We start from the raw sequence: 19919 nt of genomic DNA on the forward strand, positions 1-19919 counted from the left end.
AGTTCTCGACCAAATCATCGCCGAACTCAGTCTTTCCTACTCAGTCGTTTTGTTATTGTATGGGCTAGGAACATGAAAAAATCTTAGTGGAGCCTTACGGAAAGTAAACCTTATCTACGGGCAGCATTCTTCAAACACCAATTCAAATGAGCTAGAAAACGAACTGAAAGGAGCTTTGCTATGGTTGAGATTATCAAACCCTTTGCAGAATGGTGTTCAGCAATAATTGAAGCATTCGGTATCGGTATCATTGCTGCCTTTGCAGTTTATTCTATAGTCATGTCTATCGTGCGTCTGCTCAAACGAAGGCAGATCAATACGATCATTAAAGAGGGAAGACAAAATCTGGGACGTGGACTTTTGGCAGGATTAGAATTTTTGGTGGCCAGCGACATCATTCACACCGTTGCTGTAAACTTGACTTTTGAAACCATAGGCGTGCTGTCCATCATTGTGCTGATTCGTACATTCCTAAGCTTTACGCTAGAGCTGGAATTGACTGGCCATGTGGCCTTGGCAAAACGAAAAAAAATCTTAAGTAATCAGGGTTCAATGCCTGTAGAACTAGAATGAATACGCCTTAAAGAAGTGAGCTTGGCAAAATTTGCGTTAATAAAATAGGCTCAGGCTTTTGAGGAAGCATTTTTAACATTTCACTGCCATATCGAAAACCCATGTCATTGAGTTTGAGATGAAAGATATACCGATGTGTCGCTCTTGCGTTTTAACTGAATTGGTAGATGATTAGAATTAGTTTCTGGTAGAAACTCTGTAATTCCTTGCACTAACCCCAAAACGATCGCTTGAAATATGTAATATCATGTCCGCTTGATTACTTACTAAACTCCAAGAACCCCACCCCGCCAAAGCTATGCTTTGTCTCCCCTCCCCGCAGGCGGGGAGGGGCTGGGGGTGGGGTGCAATGACTGTGGAAATCATAACTAATTATGCGGACATGATATAAGTCAGTTGATTGGGATCTTTGGTGCTAGCTGGTAATTGAGCGATCGCCCAAAATAAATATGTAGTGAAAGCATCATTTGTTCCTAAAACAAAAGCCATACCACCACCTGAAGTCAAACAAAGCTGTTACTTTGACTAAGGATAACCTAGTAAGGGTTCTATTCCAGGGTGATTTATGAGCATAGATGAAGGTAGACCAGTTAAGCACAGTCGTTTGATTGCTGCATCTCCTATTTACTACGGTTGGGTGGTTTTGATGGCTGGCACACTAGGGATGCTGATGACAACCCCCGGCCAAACGGTAGGGATTTCTGTATTCCTCGACAAAATCATTGCTGAACTTGGCCTTACCCGTTCAACCGTTTCCTTGCTGTACATGATGGGGACTTTGGGAGGCTCTTTTTCTCTGCCATTTATTGGACGCTTCATTGATCGCAAAGGGCCACGTTACGCGGTAGTGGCGATCGCCTTTTTATTTGCCCTCGCCTGTGTAGGGATGGGATTTGTACAAGGTTTCATCACATTAGGATTAGGTTTTATCGCTATTCGCGGCTTGGGACAAGGAGCTTTGGGCTTAGTAAGCATCAATGTCATTAATCTCTGGTTTGTCAGAAGACGCGGTTTAGCCATCAGCTTATCTGGAATTGGTTTCGCTTTTGGAGTGGCGATTTTTCCCTTATTGATTGAGTTTCTCATTGCTCAATTTGGTTGGCGACTAGCGTACATGATTCTTGGTGGAGTCGTTGCAGTTACCATTCTCCCCATCGGCGCTTTGATTTACCGCGAACAACCAGAACGCTATGGTTTACAACCAGATAGCAAAGTTATGGTTACACAAACCCAACTCCCAGAGGAAGCCAACTATACATTAGCTACAGCACGTCGCACCTTTACTTTTTGGTTGTTTGCTGCGGGAAATTTTTGTGTAGCTGCTTTAGGAACGGGGTTAATTTTCCATCATTACTCGATTATGGCAGCTTCAGGGATCGAGCGTTCCGTCGCTGCTATTGTATTTGTCCCCTTTGGCTTTGTCACAGCAGCTACCAATTTTGTTACAGGCATACTCATCGATAGGATTTCACCCCGCTTGCTCCTGGGTGTTATGCTCATACTGCTATGCGCTGCCTTACTTATGGCAGTGAGAGTCACTGGTGCTGAGTCAATGCTTGCTTATGGCTGTTTGCTTGGTCTAATGCAAGGAATGAGTGGAGTTATTCAAGCTGGGGTTTACGCCTATTATTTTGGGCGATCGCATCTGGGATCAATTAGCGGTTTAGCAACGACTATCACTGTTGCAGGTACGGCATTTGGCCCGGTGTTGTTTGCTACAGGATTTGATAACTTTGGTAGTTATGCGCCAATTCTGGGATTTTCTATCATATTGCCTTTAGCGATCGCTTTAACTGCATTTTGGGTTGAAATGGGCACAGAAAACAAGTTCAGTCACCTAAAATAAGTTAGACCAAAAAATTTGCCAGCCGATTCATTAAATGGAGGTATCTAACTTGAAGTGGACTGAAAAATTCCAATCTTTATTAGTTATTGCTGCTATTTTTATTGGGTTAGCATTAGGACAAATTACTTGGTTTTCTAAAAATGCTATTTATTTGATTGTCCCTGCTTTAATAGTAATGCTGTATGGAGTATTTATGAATACTCCACTTAATCGCTTGGGTAATGCGTTGCAAAATTATAAAGTAACAGGATTGAGTCTAGGGATAAACTTTCTCTGGACTCCTTTTTTTGCTTGGGGATTAGGAGCAATTTTCCTCAGAGATACTCCCGACCTCTGGGTAGGACTGATTATGTTGATGGTTACGCCTTGTACGGATTGGTATCTTATTTTTACCAGGATTGCCAAAGGAGATGTTAATCTTGCCACTGCCTTACTCCCGTGGAATTTGCTTTTACAGGTGATTTTATTGCCGATTTACTTACTAATATTTGCTGGTAAATTGGTCAGTATCAATACATTATTTATGCTCGAAAACGTGGTATTAGTTTTAGCCCTGCCTTTGTTTTTAGCGTTGATTTCTAAAAAATTGATTCAAAAAAATAATCGTCTGGGACAGCGAATTGTGCTGAAGATAGCAGCGAATCAAACTGTATTTCTCGCTATAGCGATCGCGGCTATGTTTGCTTCCCAAGGGCAGATTTTGATGCAACGACCAGATTTACTCCTGAAAATGCTGATGCCTGTATTGATTTTCTTTGGTGTTAATTTCTGGTTAGGGCAATTAATTGGACACTTAGCTAAATTTAGCTACGAAGAAGTTGCTTGCTTTAACTGTACCACCCTTGCCCGTAATTCACCCATTGCCTTAGCGATCGCTACTTCTACTTTTGGGGAACGTCCCTTAATTGCCCTTGCCTTAGTGATCGGGCCTTTGATTGAACTTCCTGTGATGGTTTTAGTTTCCCAGTCGTTACTGTGGCTACGTTATCAAAAGTGATGCAAAAAGTATGATTGGCAGTTTTCGATTAAATATCCATCTCGTGTTAAACTATCAATCATTCACTCAAACACTTAAATTTGCCCGTGCAGACCATCTCAATGAAATCCATTGATGATTCCCAGAAGGGCGCTAAAAAGTTAACAGCTACCTTGAGCCAGGAATTGCAAAAAGTATATCGCAGTCAAATACAACTATAGCTGCTGGCAGTCCCCCATAAACAAGATTTATAGAAACTAGGCTACCTGTGAAGTAATCGATCAATTCAGCGATCGCTACAGATGTCGTTGGATTGTTCAATAAGACAAAAAATAACGATTTGAAACTTTTTTATGAGTCAAGTTATTTAACTTTATTCGTTATTTAGGCATGAGGTTAATTAGGTTTTTCAAAAACTAAGATTCTCATTCTGTCCAATATCCATTCTTTAAAAGACTAGCTTGAAGAATTGGATAGTAATCAACATTTTCCATCGGACTATTTTGCTACTTCACAGGTACTTTAGAAAGCTCTCCACTTGCTGAACTATACCAAGTATAGGACTCATATTTGATTTTTGAAAAAACTCTGTACACTCAAAAAGTTTTTTTTCCTACTCCCCACTCCCAGCCTACGCAAATAATTTCAGTAATCAAACCGGATTCCTATAGCACTTAAAGCAACTATGGAACTCATATTAGATGAATTTGCCGAGCTTTGTCTGACAGAACTTTGCGATCGCTATACGCGCCTGGGCGATCGCACTCAACCTTATGATTGCGGCACAACTCAATACTTTCCCAAAATTGTAGAAAAATTTGGAGAAATATCCTATTCCACAATTGAGGAGATTGCTCAACATTTACAGTCCAAAGGTTACATAAAGGTGATAACTCGTCGGATGGGAAATGTAGCTCAAATTCAGATTACCCCATTTGGCATTATGACTGTTGAATCTGGCGGTGTAACTGGAGTGATTGACCAGTATCGTCACGAGCAGTTGCGCTTTTTAAAATGCACATTGCTCTGATTTATTCAAGCCATCATCAAATAAAACTATTTAAACAAAACTACTAGCAAAATTTAATATCTGTCACTTTCTATTCACGTTTGTGGCTAATACTAGAGTCAACAGAATAGACAAAAAGGAGTATTGTATTATGTTTCTCTCTGATTCTCCTTTTGAATCACTTACTAGCAGGATAATTAAATTCTTACCAGACTCTACTTATAAGCCTTTAAACGAGAAGATTTTATTTCCCATTAGAATCCACTATCTCACTCAAATACTTGCTCCCTAATATTTATTAAATAGCGATTTTATCTAATTTATCTAACTGTAGAAGAAAATACAGTTTAATTGCCGAGGATGCTGTATTAAGAGTTTAACTTATCTAATCTATAGAAAGTCTACTGTCAAAAATAACTTAATTTTCATGATATCTTTATAAAAACTTTAAAAGTATCTCACTATTATTCTGGATAAGTAAATAGGATAAGAACAGCTTTAAATACTGTTCATCACTAGCAAACTGTCTATAGGTAATGTGATTGGTTATTTAATCATCTTTCATCTGTATGGCAAATAATATATATACTTATGTTTTTATACAATATTATTACACAAACTTCTTGTATGTTGAGTAAATTAATCCTCAGTAGAAGCTTGTATTTAGTAACAGCCAGCATTTTAGCTGTAGTAATAGCTACGCTTCATCCCTTCAATTTTTTACTTGTAAATAATTTTTCTATACAAACAATTACTGCGAGTTTTGATAATGCAAGTTCTTTTGAAGACTTGGTAAACAATATTTTACTATTTATACCTTTAGGGTTTAGTTATACTGCTTTCTTGCAGAACAGAAAGATAAAGCCGATAAACAAATTTCTTAAACTGATAATTATCAGTGCTGGCTTATCACTTACAGTTGAAATTTTACAAATATTTTTGCCATCACGCTCACCTACTCCTGCTGATATTGCCAATAATACTCTAGGTGGAATTTTCGGCATGATTTGTTTTTATATATGGCATTCACAAAGCTTTATATATATCTTATCTTCTGTAAATAATTGGAAATTAAGTAACTCGAATAAGAAAATAGCAGTATTATTTTTAACATATATAGTAATGTCATTTTTAATGACCTTACCTTGGAAAGCGACTATATATCTTAGTAATTGGACTCCAACCTATCCATTATTGCTTGGTAATGAAACAACAGGTGATAAACCTTGGCGTGGATATATTTCAGATTTACACATTGCCGATCGAGCAGTTAGCAAAAAATCAGCTTTCCGAATTATTTGATAGTCAAGATTATTTGAAGATTTTCGGAGATTCTTTAATAACTTCTTATCAATTTACTAATAAAAGAGACTTTCAGGATAATACTAGACAACTTCCTGAACTTTTGCCACAAGGACAGTCATCACATATTGTAGATAGTCAAGGTGTTGCTTTGAGTTCTAGTTATTGGTTAAAAACGGGAACTCCTGCAACCTTATTGAACAAAAGGATACGTAAAAACTCTCAATTTACAATAATTACTACTGTTGCTACTGCTGATATAAATCAAATAGGCCCTGCACGTATAATCTCAATTTCATCTGGTATTCTGCGCCGCAATTTTACGTTAGGACAGCAACAAAACGATCTGGATTTACGCATACGAACACCGCTCACTGGAGAAAATGCTACAGATATTAAATTAAGTATTCCTGGAATTTTTGCAAATACTAATACTCATAATATAGTTCTCACTTATTCTAAAGCTAATATCCAGGTATATGTAGACAATGTACAAAATTATTACTCTTTGAATTTACTTGAAATTAATACCGAAAGAGCAGAAGCTATTGTACTATGCACTAACCTTTATTCCTTTAGGAATTTGCTTAACATTTCTAACTATTATCGCCAGAAAAAAAATAACTTTTTACAGGCTGTTGTTTCCTAGTGGGATATTATTACCTTCTCTAATAGTAGAAAGCATTTTGGTAATTGATACTCATAAAAGTATAAGTTTGACAAATATCTTACTGGGGATACTTTTTACAAGTGGTACTATGTTGATATTAAGAATAAGGGCTTTAGAGTTGCTTAAAAAGCAATTTTAAAATGAATCGTTTGCTATATCCGATTCTTTTTGAAATTTTAAATGTGTCGAAAAGTTACACGATCGCTGTACCCTAGTGTGTAAGCCACACATAGCACTCTGTGGTAAGTTTAGGTATTTATACAATAGCAAGAGCGATCAGCTACGCTGGGTGGAACGCCATCGCCTGAAAGCAGTGGTTTAAAAAATCTGATACCTTTATTGCAAATTGTAACGACGCTGTGATATGCTGATGTTACGAAATAAATGCCTTTGTATTGATTGAATAGTTAGCAGATTGCTTCAAAAGATAGTTGAGCTTTTAATAATTGAAACTATTCATTCATACTTCTATATGTAGCTACTGCTGAAGGTGAAATCCGACTGAGATATCGAAATATCCAATATTTAAAAATTGCATCTAGAATGACTGGGAATGTAGCAATAAATAAATATATCAAATCTCGATTTTCTGGCAAACCAAAGTGCTGTAAAATACCTTCTAGCAAGACTTCCCAACCATGAGTAGAGTGGAAGCCAACAAAAATGTCTGTAGATAGAATAATTATAAAAGCTTTAGCACTATCACTCAAACCGTAAATAATTTCATCTAAAAAGGATTTAAGAACTTTAATTTCTTTTTGACTATTGGCAACCACAAATGCAAAACTAATCAACGATCCAATATCAGCAAAAATGTTTGCGATCGCATCAACACTTTTAGCCTTGTATTCTTTAGCTAATTCCAAAGATTTTTCTTTAATTGAATTATTTATTTCTTCTTGGGAAGGAGTAGAACCTTCATTAATTAACTTCTCGAAACTAATTCTCTTCTCAAAAAAATCAATTTCTTTAAATAATTCTTCTTCTTGCTGATAATTCAAAAATATTTCTATTTTATTTGCACTCTGTAAATGATTCACAATTGGACTAAATACAAATGTTTTAGATAATTGTTGAGTCAGCAAAGGAACAATAGCGAGTAATATAACAAATCTTAATGCTATTCGTGTCCGAGTTTTAGATTTTTGAAATTCTTGAATAATTTGTGCTTCGGAATTCGGATCTAAATCTCTTCCTATTCTTCTAGCTGTTCTAAAAATAGACCTCGGTAACACACTAGATTCGTTAAGCAAAAACTTGCGACGAACAACTGAATTGGTCGCAGGTAATTTTTGCATATCTGTTTTTAAATTAGAATCAGCCTTCAGGATGTCAGTTTCAGCTAATGTTCTAGATGATTGATCTTTATATCGTGACACAACTTTGTCAATGAAGGCTAATTGTTCAAGAACATTCAGTGATTCATGATTTGTTTTCTTCATCTGGATATACTTTATTTGAATCATGAAAGCTTTGATGTGATGTAATTTCTTTAACATGAGTAATGGATTCAGGAAGAATAGAACTCGTAACCTTAAATTCCAGTAATCGTAATTGGATAATTTGCAAATGCTTATTTAAACTAGTTTGGAAATAAGCAAATACATTATTACTAATACTAGAGTTAGGAGATATTTTTTCTCCATGAAAATATTCATTTTCTATATCTCTAATTCCTAAAGCAGCACTATAAGCCTGCTCCAAAGCTCTACTATGAGTACTAAATAACCATTGGGTAGCAAGACGGTAATAAGATTTTATTTTGAGAGGTAATGATATTTTCATGAGGAATTCTCCAAAAGTTGAGAGATTAAGGAGCTACATCAAATTAAGATTATTGGGACTTAGTGAAATAGGACGGAAAAATCATGCACAATTCTTCCCAACAGCATATCTTTTCAGCAGATGGATTATTGCGACTTTATTTATTCGCTTTTTTAGCGTTTTTTACCTTAAAACTTATCGCTAATTTCCTCTGACAACTAAAATTTGAAGTTAGCGATAAATTCTTATATCAGCAAGAAAAGCTACGCCATAAAAATTACCGGAATAGCAAGACAGGAATATGACTACTTCGCAGTATTTGTGCTGTCGGTGCTACCAATAACTAAATGACGGATAACGGTTGTGCCCGTAGGCCTCCCATAATCAGTAAATTGATGTTTTGGGCTTCTACGTAGCTGGCTATTTCCTGTTCTGGATTACACTTGTGTAAGTTTACAGATTGGCGTAAAACCACCTGCTGCTAATTGGTGTTGAGCAGTTTGCAAGTAAGACTTGTGCTGCTTCATCCCCAGGTTTTTTAGCCACAGTCAGCAAATGTAACTCCAACCCTTTAAAAACGGGCGAGGTAACTAAAAACTCCAACGCTTTTTGGCAACTCTTACCGCCATCGTTAGCTAAAAGAATGCGGTTAATCGGCTGATAATTGTGTGATGTCACAAAGCTTGGCTTATTGCTAGAACGCAATACCCGTTCTACGTTTGCACCCAAATGTCCTGAAGCAAACTCGGCATTTTCACCGCGTTTACCCAATATCACTAAATCAGCCTGGGCTTCAAATTCATGGAAACTATCTACCAAAAAGCCAGTGTGATTAGTGAGTTTCACTTCGCTTATTCCTTGCTGTGCAAAAAACTGTTCTGCTGCTTGCAAGATAAGTTGGGCTTTGTGAAGGTTGATTTTGGCTTTTTCGTGTTCTAAATCTACTAACTGGTTTAGAAGTTCGCGGGAAGCATCTATACCTAAACTACCGCTAAAATCTCCAGTAGAAACGGATTTTTGGGCGCGAATATCACTGACATAAAGGACTTCGATGGAGGCTCCTAAACGCGGTGCTAACCAAGCCGCATATTGATAGCTACTGTGAGAAAAGGAGGAACCATCGTGCAGAGAAGGATTTTTTTCATTGGTGATGCCCTTAATTGAAAATTTAGTGGCTAGCTAAGTTGTCCAAGCCTGTTGATTTGTCGTGAAGAGCTAATTTTTTGAGTAAGGTAGCACTAGCTTCATTGAGTCCCACTAGCTCTACTTCTACACCATTGCGACGAAATTTAATCACGACTTTATCAATGGCTGTAACTGCGGCTTGATCCCAAATATGGGCATTAGTTAAATCAATTTTTACCCAATCCAAGGTTTCCTGAAAATCAAACGCGGCGATGAATTCTTCTATTGATAAAAAGAATAATGGTCCTGCAACGTTATATATGCGGTGGTTTTGGTCGGAATTGGGAACTTTGTCAACAAAGACTACTTTGGCAATTTTGCGGGAAAAGAAGACTGTACTCATCACCACGCCCACAATAACTCCCAGTGCCAAGTTATGGCTAAGTACGGTGATTAAAACTGTTGTCACCATCACAGCAGTTTCACTTCTAGGGACTAGGAGTAAAGTTTTTAGTGAAGTCCAGCTAAAAGTGCCGATAGCAACCATAATCATGACTGCAACTAGGGAGGCCATGGGGATTTGCTTCACCCAAAATCCTAAGGCCAGAATTAAAAACAGTAAAAACACACCTGAAACTAAGGTAGAAAGCCGGGTGCGTCCACCAGAGTTGATGTTAATGACTGACTGCCCAATCATGGCACAACCTGCCATTCCCCCAAAGAAACCAGTAATGATATTGGCAATTCCTTGACCTTGAGCTTCTGTGTTTTTATTACTGGGAGTGTCTGTAAGTTCGTCAACTAATGATGCTGTTAATAATGACTCCAGCAAACCCACAATTGATAAAGTGACTGCATAGGGAAAGATAATCTGGAGTGTTTCTAGGTTGAGTGGTATTTGGGGAAGTTTGAAAAAGGGTAAAGTTGTAGGTAATTCACCCATATCACCTACGGTGGGAACATCAATTTTACCAATGATAGAAATGGCTGTCAGAACAATAATGGCAACTAATGGCGACGGTACGGCTTTGGTAAATCGAGGTAATACATAAATGATGGCTAAACCGCCAGCTACCATAGGATATACTTGCCACGGTACATTTGTTAACTGCGGTAACTGTGCCATGAAGATGAGAACGGCTAGGGCATTGACAAAGCCAATCATTACAGCGCGGGGAACGTATTTCAGCTTACTACCTAACTTCAACCAGGCAAAAATGATCTGGAAGATGCCAGTCAAAATTGTGGCGGCGAAAAGATAATCAACCCCGTGTTTTTTCACTAAACTAATTACCAGTAGTGCCATTGCACCTGTAGCGGCTGAGATTAAAGCTGGTCTTCCACCGACAAAGGCTGTAACTACGGCAATAATGAATGAGGCGTATAGTCCAACTTTTGGATCTACACCTGCGATAATAGAAAATGCGATCGCTTCGGGAATTAGTGCTAAGGCAACTAAGACTCCTGATAATATGTCTGTTTTGACATTAGATAACCACTCTCGCTGCAAAACTGTTGTATTCAAATCATCCTCCGCTTTGGTTCAATTTAGGACACAGGAAAATACACAGAGAACACGTTCCTATCCCATTGTTTTGTCTGGTGAGAGTTTCACAGGCAGAGCAAGCTTTGCATGGTTTGAATCTCAATGACCATACGTAAAACTTCTAACTCACAAGTGAGATTTATATCTTGATTTCTGCTAATAAATAAAGGTCAAAATACCCCAGGATAGTTTTCATTTTAGGTCATTAAAAGCTTCTAGTTCTTTTAACTGGTTTGTATGGGTTTCAAAGAAAAATAGTTTAAATTCTCACAATTAAACTATCTTTCATCACCAATAATCAGTTAATTAAGTAAGTCTTTCTAAACGATTCCTGCTTTACAAAAACCGCTTAAGAATATTTTGGAAGCAGATTTAGACCGACCTAATCACTTCAAACCACACTAGAAACTTGATGCGTTCAATTCCATCCTGAAAGATTTAGCTAAACCTTCAGGGTGGACAGTTTCGTTGTGTAATAGTGACTATAACCTTCTCTGGTCTTAACATCTGACTTGATTTTACCAATTAGTAAAAGGCTAACAATAATTGTTGGAAGGGAGTTTTACGATCACCCTCTACTATATCACATAAATCTTAACATTGGCAATAAAAATATAAAAAACAATCCAAAAAAGTAAAAAGCTCCTATATTGCATATTTAAATACTGACAAAATTTAATATTTATGATATCTACAAGCTTTTAGATTTAGCCAATGGGCGAGTTTTACTATTCCATCTCAGTGGGCCGATGATTTTCGGTGTTGCTAAAGCTATTGAGAGAGAACATCGGGCGAGCGCTAATTATGATGTTTTGATTGTCGATTTAGGTGAAGTTACTGTACTAGAATACCGATTCAGTATTCAAAATCATGACCAAAAACTAGGTTTATTGCGGCTGAAACAAGGAATTTTTGCTTGTAGAAGACGTTAAAACAGGGTTTATATGCCTTATGTTTTGTTAATGAATCGGTGTTCTAGGCATAACTTCTTCTTTGGCGCTTGAAAATGCGATTTTAGAGGCCATTGATGCAGGGCGGCATGATAGTTGTTGGGGCAACAGGAAAGGTGAAAAATCGCTTAGAAAAGCTGGGGATTGCAGGTTTAATTCCCGGACACTATAAGAAGTAAGAAGTTTTTACTCATTACTCATTACTCATTACTTCTCTTCTGCTCCATCAAACGCCTTGAGCTTGTGAGAAATGCGGGTATCCCTCTACAGACACCTGGGCATGGAGTTTCCCGTCGCTTTCAATAAAACTATTTCAAGAAAACTGCTAGCAAAATTTAATATCTCTCACTTTCTGTTCACTTTTGTGATCAATACTAGAGTCAACACGATAGACAAAAAGGAGTATTATATTATGTTTATCTCTGATTCTACTTTTGAATCGTTCACTAGTCAGGATAATTAAACTATTCTCAGACTCTAATTTTAAGTCTTTAAATGAGAAGATTTTGTTTCCCATCAGAATCCACTATCTCACTCAAATGCTTGCTCCCTATTTTGCAGAAAGCCAGATGATTCTAGATTTGGGTACTTCTAACGGCTCCTTAGCAGCCAGCATCAAAAAAGAATTATCTAAAAACTCTCTTGCTCCACAAATTATTGGTTGTGATACCCATGTTCAGCCAGAAACTTTTATTCCAATAGTCCATTACGATGGCTATACTCTTCCTTCTGAAGACAACTACTTCGATAATGTAATGATTATTGATGTGTTTCATCATGCGGACAATGCTCGAAGGTTGTTAGAGGAAGCAAAACGGGTTTCTAGACAACACATTTTAATCAAGGATCACTACTGGAAAAGCTCTAAAGATTTCACCAGTTTAAAATTTGCAGACTACATCGGTAATTAACCCTACGGTATTAATCTACCTTATTCCTTTTTAACTGAGGAAAATTGGAATAACATGATTGATCAAGTTGGACTAAAGGTTTTGGAGTCTCGCAAATTTCGATATAATCTCGTTGATCCCTGTAGGCATATTCTGTTCAAGCTGAAAGTTCTCTAATTTGCATACTCAAATAAAACAAAATTCTTGTGTAGGAACCACTACTAAGTGGGTTTCCTACGTCCCTTCCTTTGCAATTTATTAGTATTTCGATTTTGAATTAGGAAGAAATCTTTTATGGCTCGTTCAGCCTGTCTAATTTTCAATGCATTCTCAGGACAAGGCAACCCAGTAACAGAACTGATAGCAATCCGGGCAATTTTGGAACCGGAAATAAATTTAGATATCTGTCCCATTAATAGCAAAGAAGTTGATCCGGTTCAGTTAACCCATGCAGCTATTAAACGTGGTGCAGAAATGGCGATCGCATCGGGAGGTGATGGCACAGTCTCGGCTGTTGCTGAAGCATTGATTGGAACAGGAATTCCTCTTGGCATAATTCCCAGGGGAACTGCCAATGCCTTTGCTACATCTCTAGGTATTCCTTTGGAGATTAAAGCTGCCTGTGAGACAATTTTACAAGGTTCAACTCATCTGGTAGATGCAGCATTCTGCAATGGAAAACCCATGATCTTGTTAGCCGGTATTGGATTTGAAGCCGAAACTATCAAACAAGCCAATCGAGAAGCTAAAAATCGTTTGGGAAAATTGGCTTATATCTTAGCCGGAGTGAAACAATCTTGGTATAATTTTAAACCTTTTCAAACTTATATTAAAACTGAAGACCAAACAATTAATTTACAGGCTACAGCCGTGACAATTGCAAATGCAGCACCTGTAACATCATTCTTAGCTCATGGGACTGCGGGAGTGATTGTAGATGATGGTCTTTTAGATATAACAATTGTTACTTCTTTAAATCGAACAAATGCTCTGTTTGCAGCTTACCATCTCCTGAGAACAGGCTTTATTGGTACTTCTACTAATCGAGAAGATATTAATTATCTACGGGCAAGAAATATTAGGGTTGAAACACAACCACCACAAAGAGTCGTTTTAGATGGCAATTTGATTGGAACAACTCCAGTAGAGATTGAGTGTATTCCCAGAGCTTTAACTATCTTGATGCCTACTATAAATCAGCCAAATTTGGAACATAACTCTATGATTTCCAACTAATATCAAGCGCAATTTGAGCCGCACGAATTCGCAAAGATTCAGCTACACTCTTATTACCTTGTTCTGCTAAAGTTACTGCAACTTGTTCTATTAAAAGCTAATGCACATTTCAATTGCAGAGGTTTTCGTCAAGGCAGTAAAGATTAAAAAAAAGTCCACAGTCGAGTTATTGTTTAGTGCTGACTGTGGACTCTGAACAACCACAAGAGAAGTTTTTCTTACAGCAGTTTTCAGGTATTTAGACCACGGCTGAGACGGGCAATGGTGAGTAGGGAGTGGTGTAGGTGACATACTCCTACACTGATTGCAAGCAATACAGTGTAGGCTTCTCAGAGACTCCCGGTATCCCGTCGGACGTTAACTGAGCTTTGTTTTGAGTCCACGAGATGCCCCTCCGCAGACTTTGAACAAGTACTAAAAAGTATGTTCTTACCTTAGTACCGCTAGAATTTTACCCATTCACGGAAGCGATACAAAAATATCTATTCTTGAATGGAACCCTATATTCTAGATTGTCTAGGTTCAGTGTACAGCCAGCATTTTCTGGCAATGCCAGTACTTACGTACAATACCATATTTCTCTCAAGAAATATAATAAATATAGGTCATGGTTCGACATAGTAATTAATGTATTTTGGCGTAGCCAAAATACATTAATTACTATATCTCTCCACTCCCGCGTATTCATGAGCCAGCGCTGTAGACGGGTTTCCCGTCGCAGGCGACTGGCATCCCCACACTCCTAAAAGTGAGATGTGGGACTTCTACTAAAAAAGTTAAATTACTTGAAAAGCGCTGTAAATGACTAGGAGTTTATTATCAATGCTCAGGTCGTTGAATGATGGTTTCTAAAACTCGTCGTTTTGCACCTGGATCAATTCCAAACAGACGGACGTATTCATTATTATGTTCTGACAAACAAGCTTCCAAAGCTGCGATCACCTCTTTTTCATCTTGAGTTTGAACTGTTGCACAACTAGCCCAAGAACCTGTACGGAAACGACGCGCATCTACGTGTTCTAACCCGATACTGTAGCCTTGAGAGAGTATACTTCTTAACTGCCCTAGCAGGTCTTCACTTATATTGGTTGCTGTGCCATTACCGTTACTGTGTTGGTGGTTTTCGGTTTTATGAACTGGCTGATGGGTATAAACGTTGCTAGATTTAGGGGCGGGTGTAGGGGTAACAGTAGGTGCAGGAATCGATGCTTCCACTCTTGGTGCTTGTGATTCATGAAGGGCGCGATTATACCTAGAAGCTAATCGCATTTCTTCTAGTTGTCGCTGTTCCTTAACCATCAATTCTCCTTGTGCAATCAAATGTGACAGGTCGAAATCTGGTTTGTGGAAGGTAGGCTTTTCTTTGCTGTTGACTACCTGAGAACCTACACGATTAAACCCAACTTTTTGGATAAAGGACAGGATTTGTTCATCGTAAATTTGCGATCGCAATGCGCCAAAAAAGTCAACTGACTGTTTTGCAAACCGATCTACTAATTCCTCAATCTCAGCTTTCGATATTCCATCTGGTTCAAAAATACCACTGACAATACCGATTTTATCTTCCCGATTGGGCTGCCAATAGAATTTATCCATCCGCCCGTCCCTTACGAGTGGCGCATACAGAGTGCCAAAATCATTACCCGTAACAATAACAGGTATACGTGGTAAGGGTTCGCTGTCATAACTACCCGGTAGCTGTACATTAGTCGGGTTATCAGCAATGTTCATCAACGTGGCGTTAATCAATTGAGTATTGACTGTATATTGAGTAGCCCCATCTACTCGACCGGCTCCCGCATCCAAGTCGTTAATCATTAGTACAGCCATCTTACCGTGGGTGCGAATATAATCTGCCGCCTCTCGATATCGTAGGCGAATCATCCGTGCTGGATCTCCTGCATCTGGACTTTCTAATTCACCAGCAGATACATGAATGGGTTCTACACCCATCAAGTCGAATACTAGTTCGCATTGAAATGACTTACCTTCACCTTTATGCCCGTGAATACCAAGAATTAAAGGTACACGGACTCCGGGTAGATCCAAAAAATTTTTAGTGATGTGAACTGACAGTTTATGGAGAAAGCGAGGAGCAATGTAGTAGGTCATGAATTTATTAGATACTAGGTTTTAACAGGGTACAAAAGGGCGCTCCTTGGATTTAGCAGAACGACGTTTTTTTGAGAGTACAATCTTGTCAGTTCGCAGCAACGATTATCTGGATAGATATGGTTGCGGTGCTAGAAATACCCACGGTTCCTGACGATATTGAGGAATTAATCCTGTCAAGCCACCTGATTCAACAGTAGTAACCCCAAAGGGAGTAATCCGAACATCAATCCCTCCTGTATAGGTATCGACAATCGCAATACACCCTTTTGACTGCAAATGCTGAGTAATTTTTTCAGTAATTATGGGATCGGTAATGCCAAACTTGTAAATAACTTCGTGAATACGCTTGGTTTCTTCTTGACCCTGCACTTGTGCAAAGTCATATATATCTGCAAGACAAAAGTCTGCGAGTTCAGCTAATTTGAGTTGCATATTTCCCTCACTGGCTATTTAATGTTTATCTCAATCAGTTTTTTGGATATATCCGAGCAATTTTCTTCGGAAAGGCTCTACTACTGAATTGCTGAGAAAATCCTTATCCTCTTAATAGATACGGACTTTTAACAGTGCTAATTTAAAAGTTAGATTTAACGAGCTAACTACGCCATCGAAGTGTCTTTTCTTTAATTGGATTAACGAAAGAACGCCGCTCGATTTGAGAAGAAGCAAATTCTGCTTTCAATCTATAGTACCAACGGGCTTGAGCATCAGCATCTCCAACTAAAGTTAAGGGTGAATTATATTTCAAGCCTATTTGTTGTTTAAGCAAAATTTCTCTATCTTGATTGAGAAAACTGCGCGCAAACCACAGCAACAATGGTTTAAGAATAGGGAACCAAGGTAAAGTTGTGTAGAACATAGTTGTTTCCTCGGTTTCAGTTTCGGAAATGGGAGTAACTGCTGTCAAGTTACAGACTAGATGTTTCTCGGTAGACACCTTTTCAATCCGAATTCCTGGCAAACTAAATGAGATTTCGATTTGTGGATTACCTCCAAGCAACCGATAGAAAAAGGTTTGTTGTTCTAGTGGATGCTTTCGCATGGTAAAGCCGTACAAAGATGGTTCAAAAGTTTTGACTACCTCCTTAAGTGTTTGTGGAGAACGCCACCACCACGCCTCATGAACGAAAGCAATATGAGCAGGATCGATCAATCCGAATACAGCATGATCGACATCACAGGGAAAGCGGATAGATTCAATGGCTTGGTGAGTTTGGTCGGCAAATTCAGGGATTCGTGGAATGTCTTCTAGTATTAATGAAGTCTCATCATTTGACATATAAATCCATATATTGCCTTGTGCCTCTTTTATGGGATAACTTTTCGTTTCACTTACCTTGGCAAAGACTGTGCCTGAGCGATCCCGACTAAAAACAATTAACTCGTTTAAGAGGGTTTTTGAAAGTGTTTGTCCAGGTTTTAGCTGCTTACTCGGTAATGCATAGTACCAAGTATTTCTTAAAAACAAAGGTATTTTGGCCATCTGATAATTTGGGTGAAAACAATTGTAATTTGAGTTGCTGCGTTGAAAAATTTTCCGAGCTTACGCAAAGCTGTAAGTAGGTCGGCGCAATTAAAGTGAACTGGCGTGGGCTGTCATTTGTCCTTTGTCCTTTTTCATTGGTAAGGGTTTTAAGCCTATTTACGTTCCGTAACATAATTTTGTTTATTCCCCCACCAACTTACTTACTAAACCCTCTTTCTAACCTTTCTCACTTGTAGGTGGTAACGCAATTGGACTTAACTCCAACTCTGGATGTTCTCCCACAATTTGATCTAAATTCCACTGATTTTTAAACAACAATACCGGACGCTCCCAACGGTCTTTGACCACAAAGGTGTTGAACAAACGACCTACTTTTTCGAGAACATCCCAGCCTCCAGTTACCCATCGCGCTACTGAATAAGGTAGAGTCTCAAGGTAAGTCTCCACTCCATACTCATTTACAAGACGAAATTGTACCACTTCAAACTGAAGTTGACCGACGGCAGCTAAAATTGGGTTACGTTTGCTCTCATCTGTGGAGTGTAATATCTGCACTGCTCCCTCTTCTTGCAGTTCTGTCACCCCTTTGTTGAAATTCTTATACTTGGTGGGATCTGCATTCTTTAGGTAAGCAAATAACTCTGGGGAGAAAGAAGGAATACTGGGGTATACCAGCTTTTCACCTATATATACAGTATCACCGATCGCAAATGTCCCCGGATTATTTAACCCCACTACATCCCCTGCATAAGCAACTTCTACGGTATCGCGTTCTTGAGCAAACAATTTCTGGGGATGGGATAGGCGAATAGTTTTACCTGTACGGGCATGATTCACCACCATATCTTTCTCAAACTTACCAGAGCATACCCGCAAAAAAGCAATGCGATCGCGGTGTTTCGGATCCATGTTGGCTTGCAACTTGAACACGAACCCAGAAAACTCTGGATAGGTTGGCGCAATTTCACCCCTATTACTTTCGTGGGGAGTTGGTTTGAGTCCATATTCCAAAAACGACTCTAAAAACAACTCCACACCAAAGTTGTTCATGGCACTGCCAAAAAACACCGGGGTCATTTTACCTTGATGCACTGCTTCTAAGTCAAAGGTTGAACCTACCCCATCAAGAATTTCTATATCCTCTTTGAGTTGGTAGTATAACTCTGGCTCTAGAAGTGACTCAATTCTCGGATCTCCCAAGGAGATAGTAGTATCTGCGGCTTTTTTGCTACCATGAGCAGCTGTCTTTTGAAACAAGTGGATTTGCTGCTGGCGACGGTCAAAAACGCCTCGAAATTGGTCGCCTGTACCAATGGGCCAATTGATGGCATAAGTCGCAAGTCCTAATTCTTGCTCAATTTCATCAATTAGTTCTAAAGGCGACAGACTGGGACGATCCAGTTTGTTAATAAAGGTGAAGATAGGCAGAGAACGCAATCGGCAAACTTCAAATAGCTTGCGCGTTTGGGTTTCCAACCCCTTAGCAGCATCAATAAGCATCACTGCATTATCCGCAGCTGCTAGAGTTCGATAAGTATCTTCACTGAAGTCTTGGTGTCCTGGTGTATCTAAAAGATTTAGGAGAAACCCTTGGTACTCGAATTGCAATACTGTTGAGGTGATAGAGATACCCCGTTGTTGCTCCATTGCCATCCAATCTGAAGTTGCGTGGCGTTGGGAACGACGAGCTTTTACAGAACCAGCTTGCTGAATTGCTCCTCCGTAGAGTAGCAGCTTTTCGGTAAGTGTAGTTTTACCTGCATCTGGGTGAGAGATGATGGCAAAGTTACGCCGACGATCTATTTCTTGCGGGGCGATAAGCCCGGAGGGCATGGCTATAGCCTCCGGCACGCTACCGCGAACGCCTATCGCATCCTGTAATTCTATTTGCATAAGTCTAAAATCTTGAGAATTGCTCTACTGGTCAACTTTGACGATTAAAGTTGTGAACTCTTAGATGTAGCGGGAGTATGCCTAGCTAGCAAGGACGAAACTGCATTACCATGCTAGACACCCATGTTAATAGAGCAATGCTAAGGTGGGCACTGATTGCCAATTCTCAGGTCATAGGAGCGAATTTTTCTCAGGCTACAGTAGCTCACGGCTCAAAGATAAAAAGTTATTACAAACAAGGTATCTTTATAATTATATAACCGAAGTTGCTATTTGTAAAAGGTTCCGTTACTGTTTCTACACTTAAGAGGGAGCAAGCTTGTATAGGCTCTAACTGGCATCTGTCTGGAGGAGTAAAATTTTGTGCTTGAAGGTTCCTTATGGGTTGGTATCTGTTGCTGCTTCGCGTGATCCGATTAATGGGGAAGTTTGGTACATTAATTTCTGTGTTTCAGTAAGAGCCTCTTCAATGTAATTTACTCTCTTATTCATCTTTGTTGTATAAAAAAGCTCATCATGGCGCTCTTTTACCATAACA

The 19919-nt window shown here is 38.8% G+C and carries 17 protein-coding genes and 2 pseudogenes; 9 read left to right on the top strand and 10 right to left on the bottom strand.

Going from position 1 to position 19919, the window contains the following annotated elements; genetic code table 11:
* Nucleotides 1-180 precede the first annotated feature (180 nt).
* Nucleotides 181-573, top strand: a complete 393-nt coding sequence (locus tag ANSO36C_RS01265; protein ID WP_251958031.1) for a DUF1622 domain-containing protein — start codon at nucleotides 181-183, stop codon at nucleotides 571-573.
* Here ANSO36C_RS01265 and ANSO36C_RS34675 read toward each other — a convergent pair.
* Nucleotides 543-700 (bottom strand): annotated as a pseudogene (locus tag ANSO36C_RS34675) (IS4 family transposase); the annotation flags it as partial. The gene ANSO36C_RS01265 and the pseudogene ANSO36C_RS34675 overlap by 31 nt on opposite strands.
* A 438-nt stretch (nucleotides 701-1138) precedes the next feature.
* Here ANSO36C_RS34675 and ANSO36C_RS01270 point away from each other — a divergent pair.
* From ANSO36C_RS01270 to ANSO36C_RS34100, 5 genes are all read left to right on the top strand, one after another.
* Nucleotides 1139-2419, top strand: coding sequence for an MFS transporter (locus tag ANSO36C_RS01270; RefSeq protein ID WP_251958032.1), 1281 nt, complete (start codon nucleotides 1139-1141; stop codon nucleotides 2417-2419).
* Nucleotides 2420-2468: 49 nt separating this feature from the next.
* The gene (locus ANSO36C_RS01275; protein ID WP_251958033.1) at nucleotides 2469-3416 is read left to right on the top strand and encodes an arsenic resistance protein; all 948 of its coding nucleotides are present in this window, start codon (nucleotides 2469-2471) and stop codon (nucleotides 3414-3416) included.
* 664 nt (nucleotides 3417-4080) lie between these two features.
* Nucleotides 4081-4425 carry a hypothetical protein gene (locus tag ANSO36C_RS01280; RefSeq protein ID WP_251958034.1) on the top strand — a complete coding sequence of 115 codons (345 nt, stop codon included), beginning with the start codon at nucleotides 4081-4083 and terminating at the stop codon, nucleotides 4423-4425.
* Between the two features lie 606 nt (nucleotides 4426-5031).
* Nucleotides 5032-5706, top strand: a complete 675-nt coding sequence (locus ANSO36C_RS34095) for a VanZ family protein (RefSeq protein WP_323374548.1) — start codon at nucleotides 5032-5034, stop codon at nucleotides 5704-5706.
* Nucleotides 5660-6355: a hypothetical protein gene (locus ANSO36C_RS34100; RefSeq protein ID WP_323374549.1), complete on the top strand. Its 696-nt coding sequence runs from the start codon at nucleotides 5660-5662 to the stop codon at nucleotides 6353-6355. Before ANSO36C_RS34095 ends, ANSO36C_RS34100 begins: the two co-directional genes overlap by 47 nt.
* 473 nt (nucleotides 6356-6828) lie before the next feature.
* On the opposite strand, the gene ANSO36C_RS01290 is transcribed toward ANSO36C_RS34100, so the two are convergent.
* From ANSO36C_RS01290 to ANSO36C_RS01305, 4 genes are all read right to left on the bottom strand, one after another.
* On the bottom strand, nucleotides 6829-7818 hold the full coding sequence (locus ANSO36C_RS01290) for a proton extrusion protein PcxA (protein WP_251958035.1): 990 nt from the start codon (nucleotides 7816-7818) through the stop codon (nucleotides 6829-6831).
* A complete protein-coding gene (locus ANSO36C_RS01295; RefSeq protein ID WP_251958036.1) occupies nucleotides 7799-8161 on the bottom strand; it encodes a hypothetical protein in 363 nt (120 codons plus the stop codon). Before ANSO36C_RS01295 ends, ANSO36C_RS01290 begins: the two co-directional genes overlap by 20 nt.
* Nucleotides 8162-8593: 432 nt before the next feature.
* Entirely contained in the window at nucleotides 8594-9301 is a 708-nt protein-coding gene (locus tag ANSO36C_RS01300; protein WP_323374592.1) for a universal stress protein, read from the bottom strand.
* A 7-nt stretch (nucleotides 9302-9308) separates the two neighbouring features.
* A complete protein-coding gene (locus ANSO36C_RS01305; protein WP_251958037.1) occupies nucleotides 9309-10790 on the bottom strand; it encodes a SulP family inorganic anion transporter in 1482 nt (493 codons plus the stop codon).
* Nucleotides 10791-11506: 716 nt separating this feature from the next.
* Here ANSO36C_RS01305 and ANSO36C_RS35275 point away from each other — a divergent pair.
* The 3 genes and pseudogenes from ANSO36C_RS35275 to ANSO36C_RS01320 all read left to right on the top strand — a co-directional run.
* Nucleotides 11507-11656 (top strand): annotated as a pseudogene (locus ANSO36C_RS35275) (STAS domain-containing protein); the annotation flags it as partial.
* Between the two features lie 611 nt (nucleotides 11657-12267).
* Nucleotides 12268-12672, top strand: a complete 405-nt coding sequence (locus ANSO36C_RS01315; RefSeq protein WP_251958039.1) for a methyltransferase domain-containing protein — start codon at nucleotides 12268-12270, stop codon at nucleotides 12670-12672.
* Nucleotides 12673-12945: 273 nt separating this feature from the next.
* Nucleotides 12946-13887, top strand: a complete 942-nt coding sequence (locus ANSO36C_RS01320) for a YegS/Rv2252/BmrU family lipid kinase (protein WP_251958040.1) — start codon at nucleotides 12946-12948, stop codon at nucleotides 13885-13887.
* An 819-nt stretch (nucleotides 13888-14706) separates the two neighbouring features.
* Here the strand turns inward: ANSO36C_RS01320 and ANSO36C_RS01325 are convergent.
* The 5 genes from ANSO36C_RS01325 to ANSO36C_RS01345 all read right to left on the bottom strand — a co-directional run bounded on the left by ANSO36C_RS01325 (nucleotide 14707) and on the right by ANSO36C_RS01345 (nucleotide 19915).
* Complete coding sequence (locus ANSO36C_RS01325) at nucleotides 14707-15999, bottom strand: ribulose bisphosphate carboxylase small subunit (protein WP_251958041.1); 1293 nt, start codon at nucleotides 15997-15999, stop codon at nucleotides 14707-14709.
* Nucleotides 16000-16104: 105 nt separating this feature from the next.
* Entirely contained in the window at nucleotides 16105-16434 is a 330-nt protein-coding gene (locus tag ANSO36C_RS01330) for a hypothetical protein (protein WP_251958042.1), read from the bottom strand.
* 163 nt (nucleotides 16435-16597) lie between these two features.
* A complete protein-coding gene (locus ANSO36C_RS01335; RefSeq protein ID WP_251958043.1) occupies nucleotides 16598-17485 on the bottom strand; it encodes an aromatic ring-hydroxylating dioxygenase subunit alpha in 888 nt (295 codons plus the stop codon).
* Nucleotides 17486-17704: 219 nt separating this feature from the next.
* A complete protein-coding gene (prfC, locus tag ANSO36C_RS01340; RefSeq protein ID WP_251960222.1) occupies nucleotides 17705-19321 on the bottom strand; it encodes a peptide chain release factor 3 in 1617 nt (538 codons plus the stop codon).
* Between the two features lie 438 nt (nucleotides 19322-19759).
* On the bottom strand, nucleotides 19760-19915 hold the full coding sequence (locus tag ANSO36C_RS01345; protein WP_251958044.1) for a hypothetical protein: 156 nt from the start codon (nucleotides 19913-19915) through the stop codon (nucleotides 19760-19762).
* Nucleotides 19916-19919 lie beyond the last annotated feature (4 nt).

The organism is Nostoc cf. commune SO-36 (assembly GCF_023734775.1).
Taxonomy (GTDB): Bacteria; Cyanobacteriota; Cyanobacteriia; order Cyanobacteriales; family Nostocaceae; genus Nostoc; species Nostoc commune_A.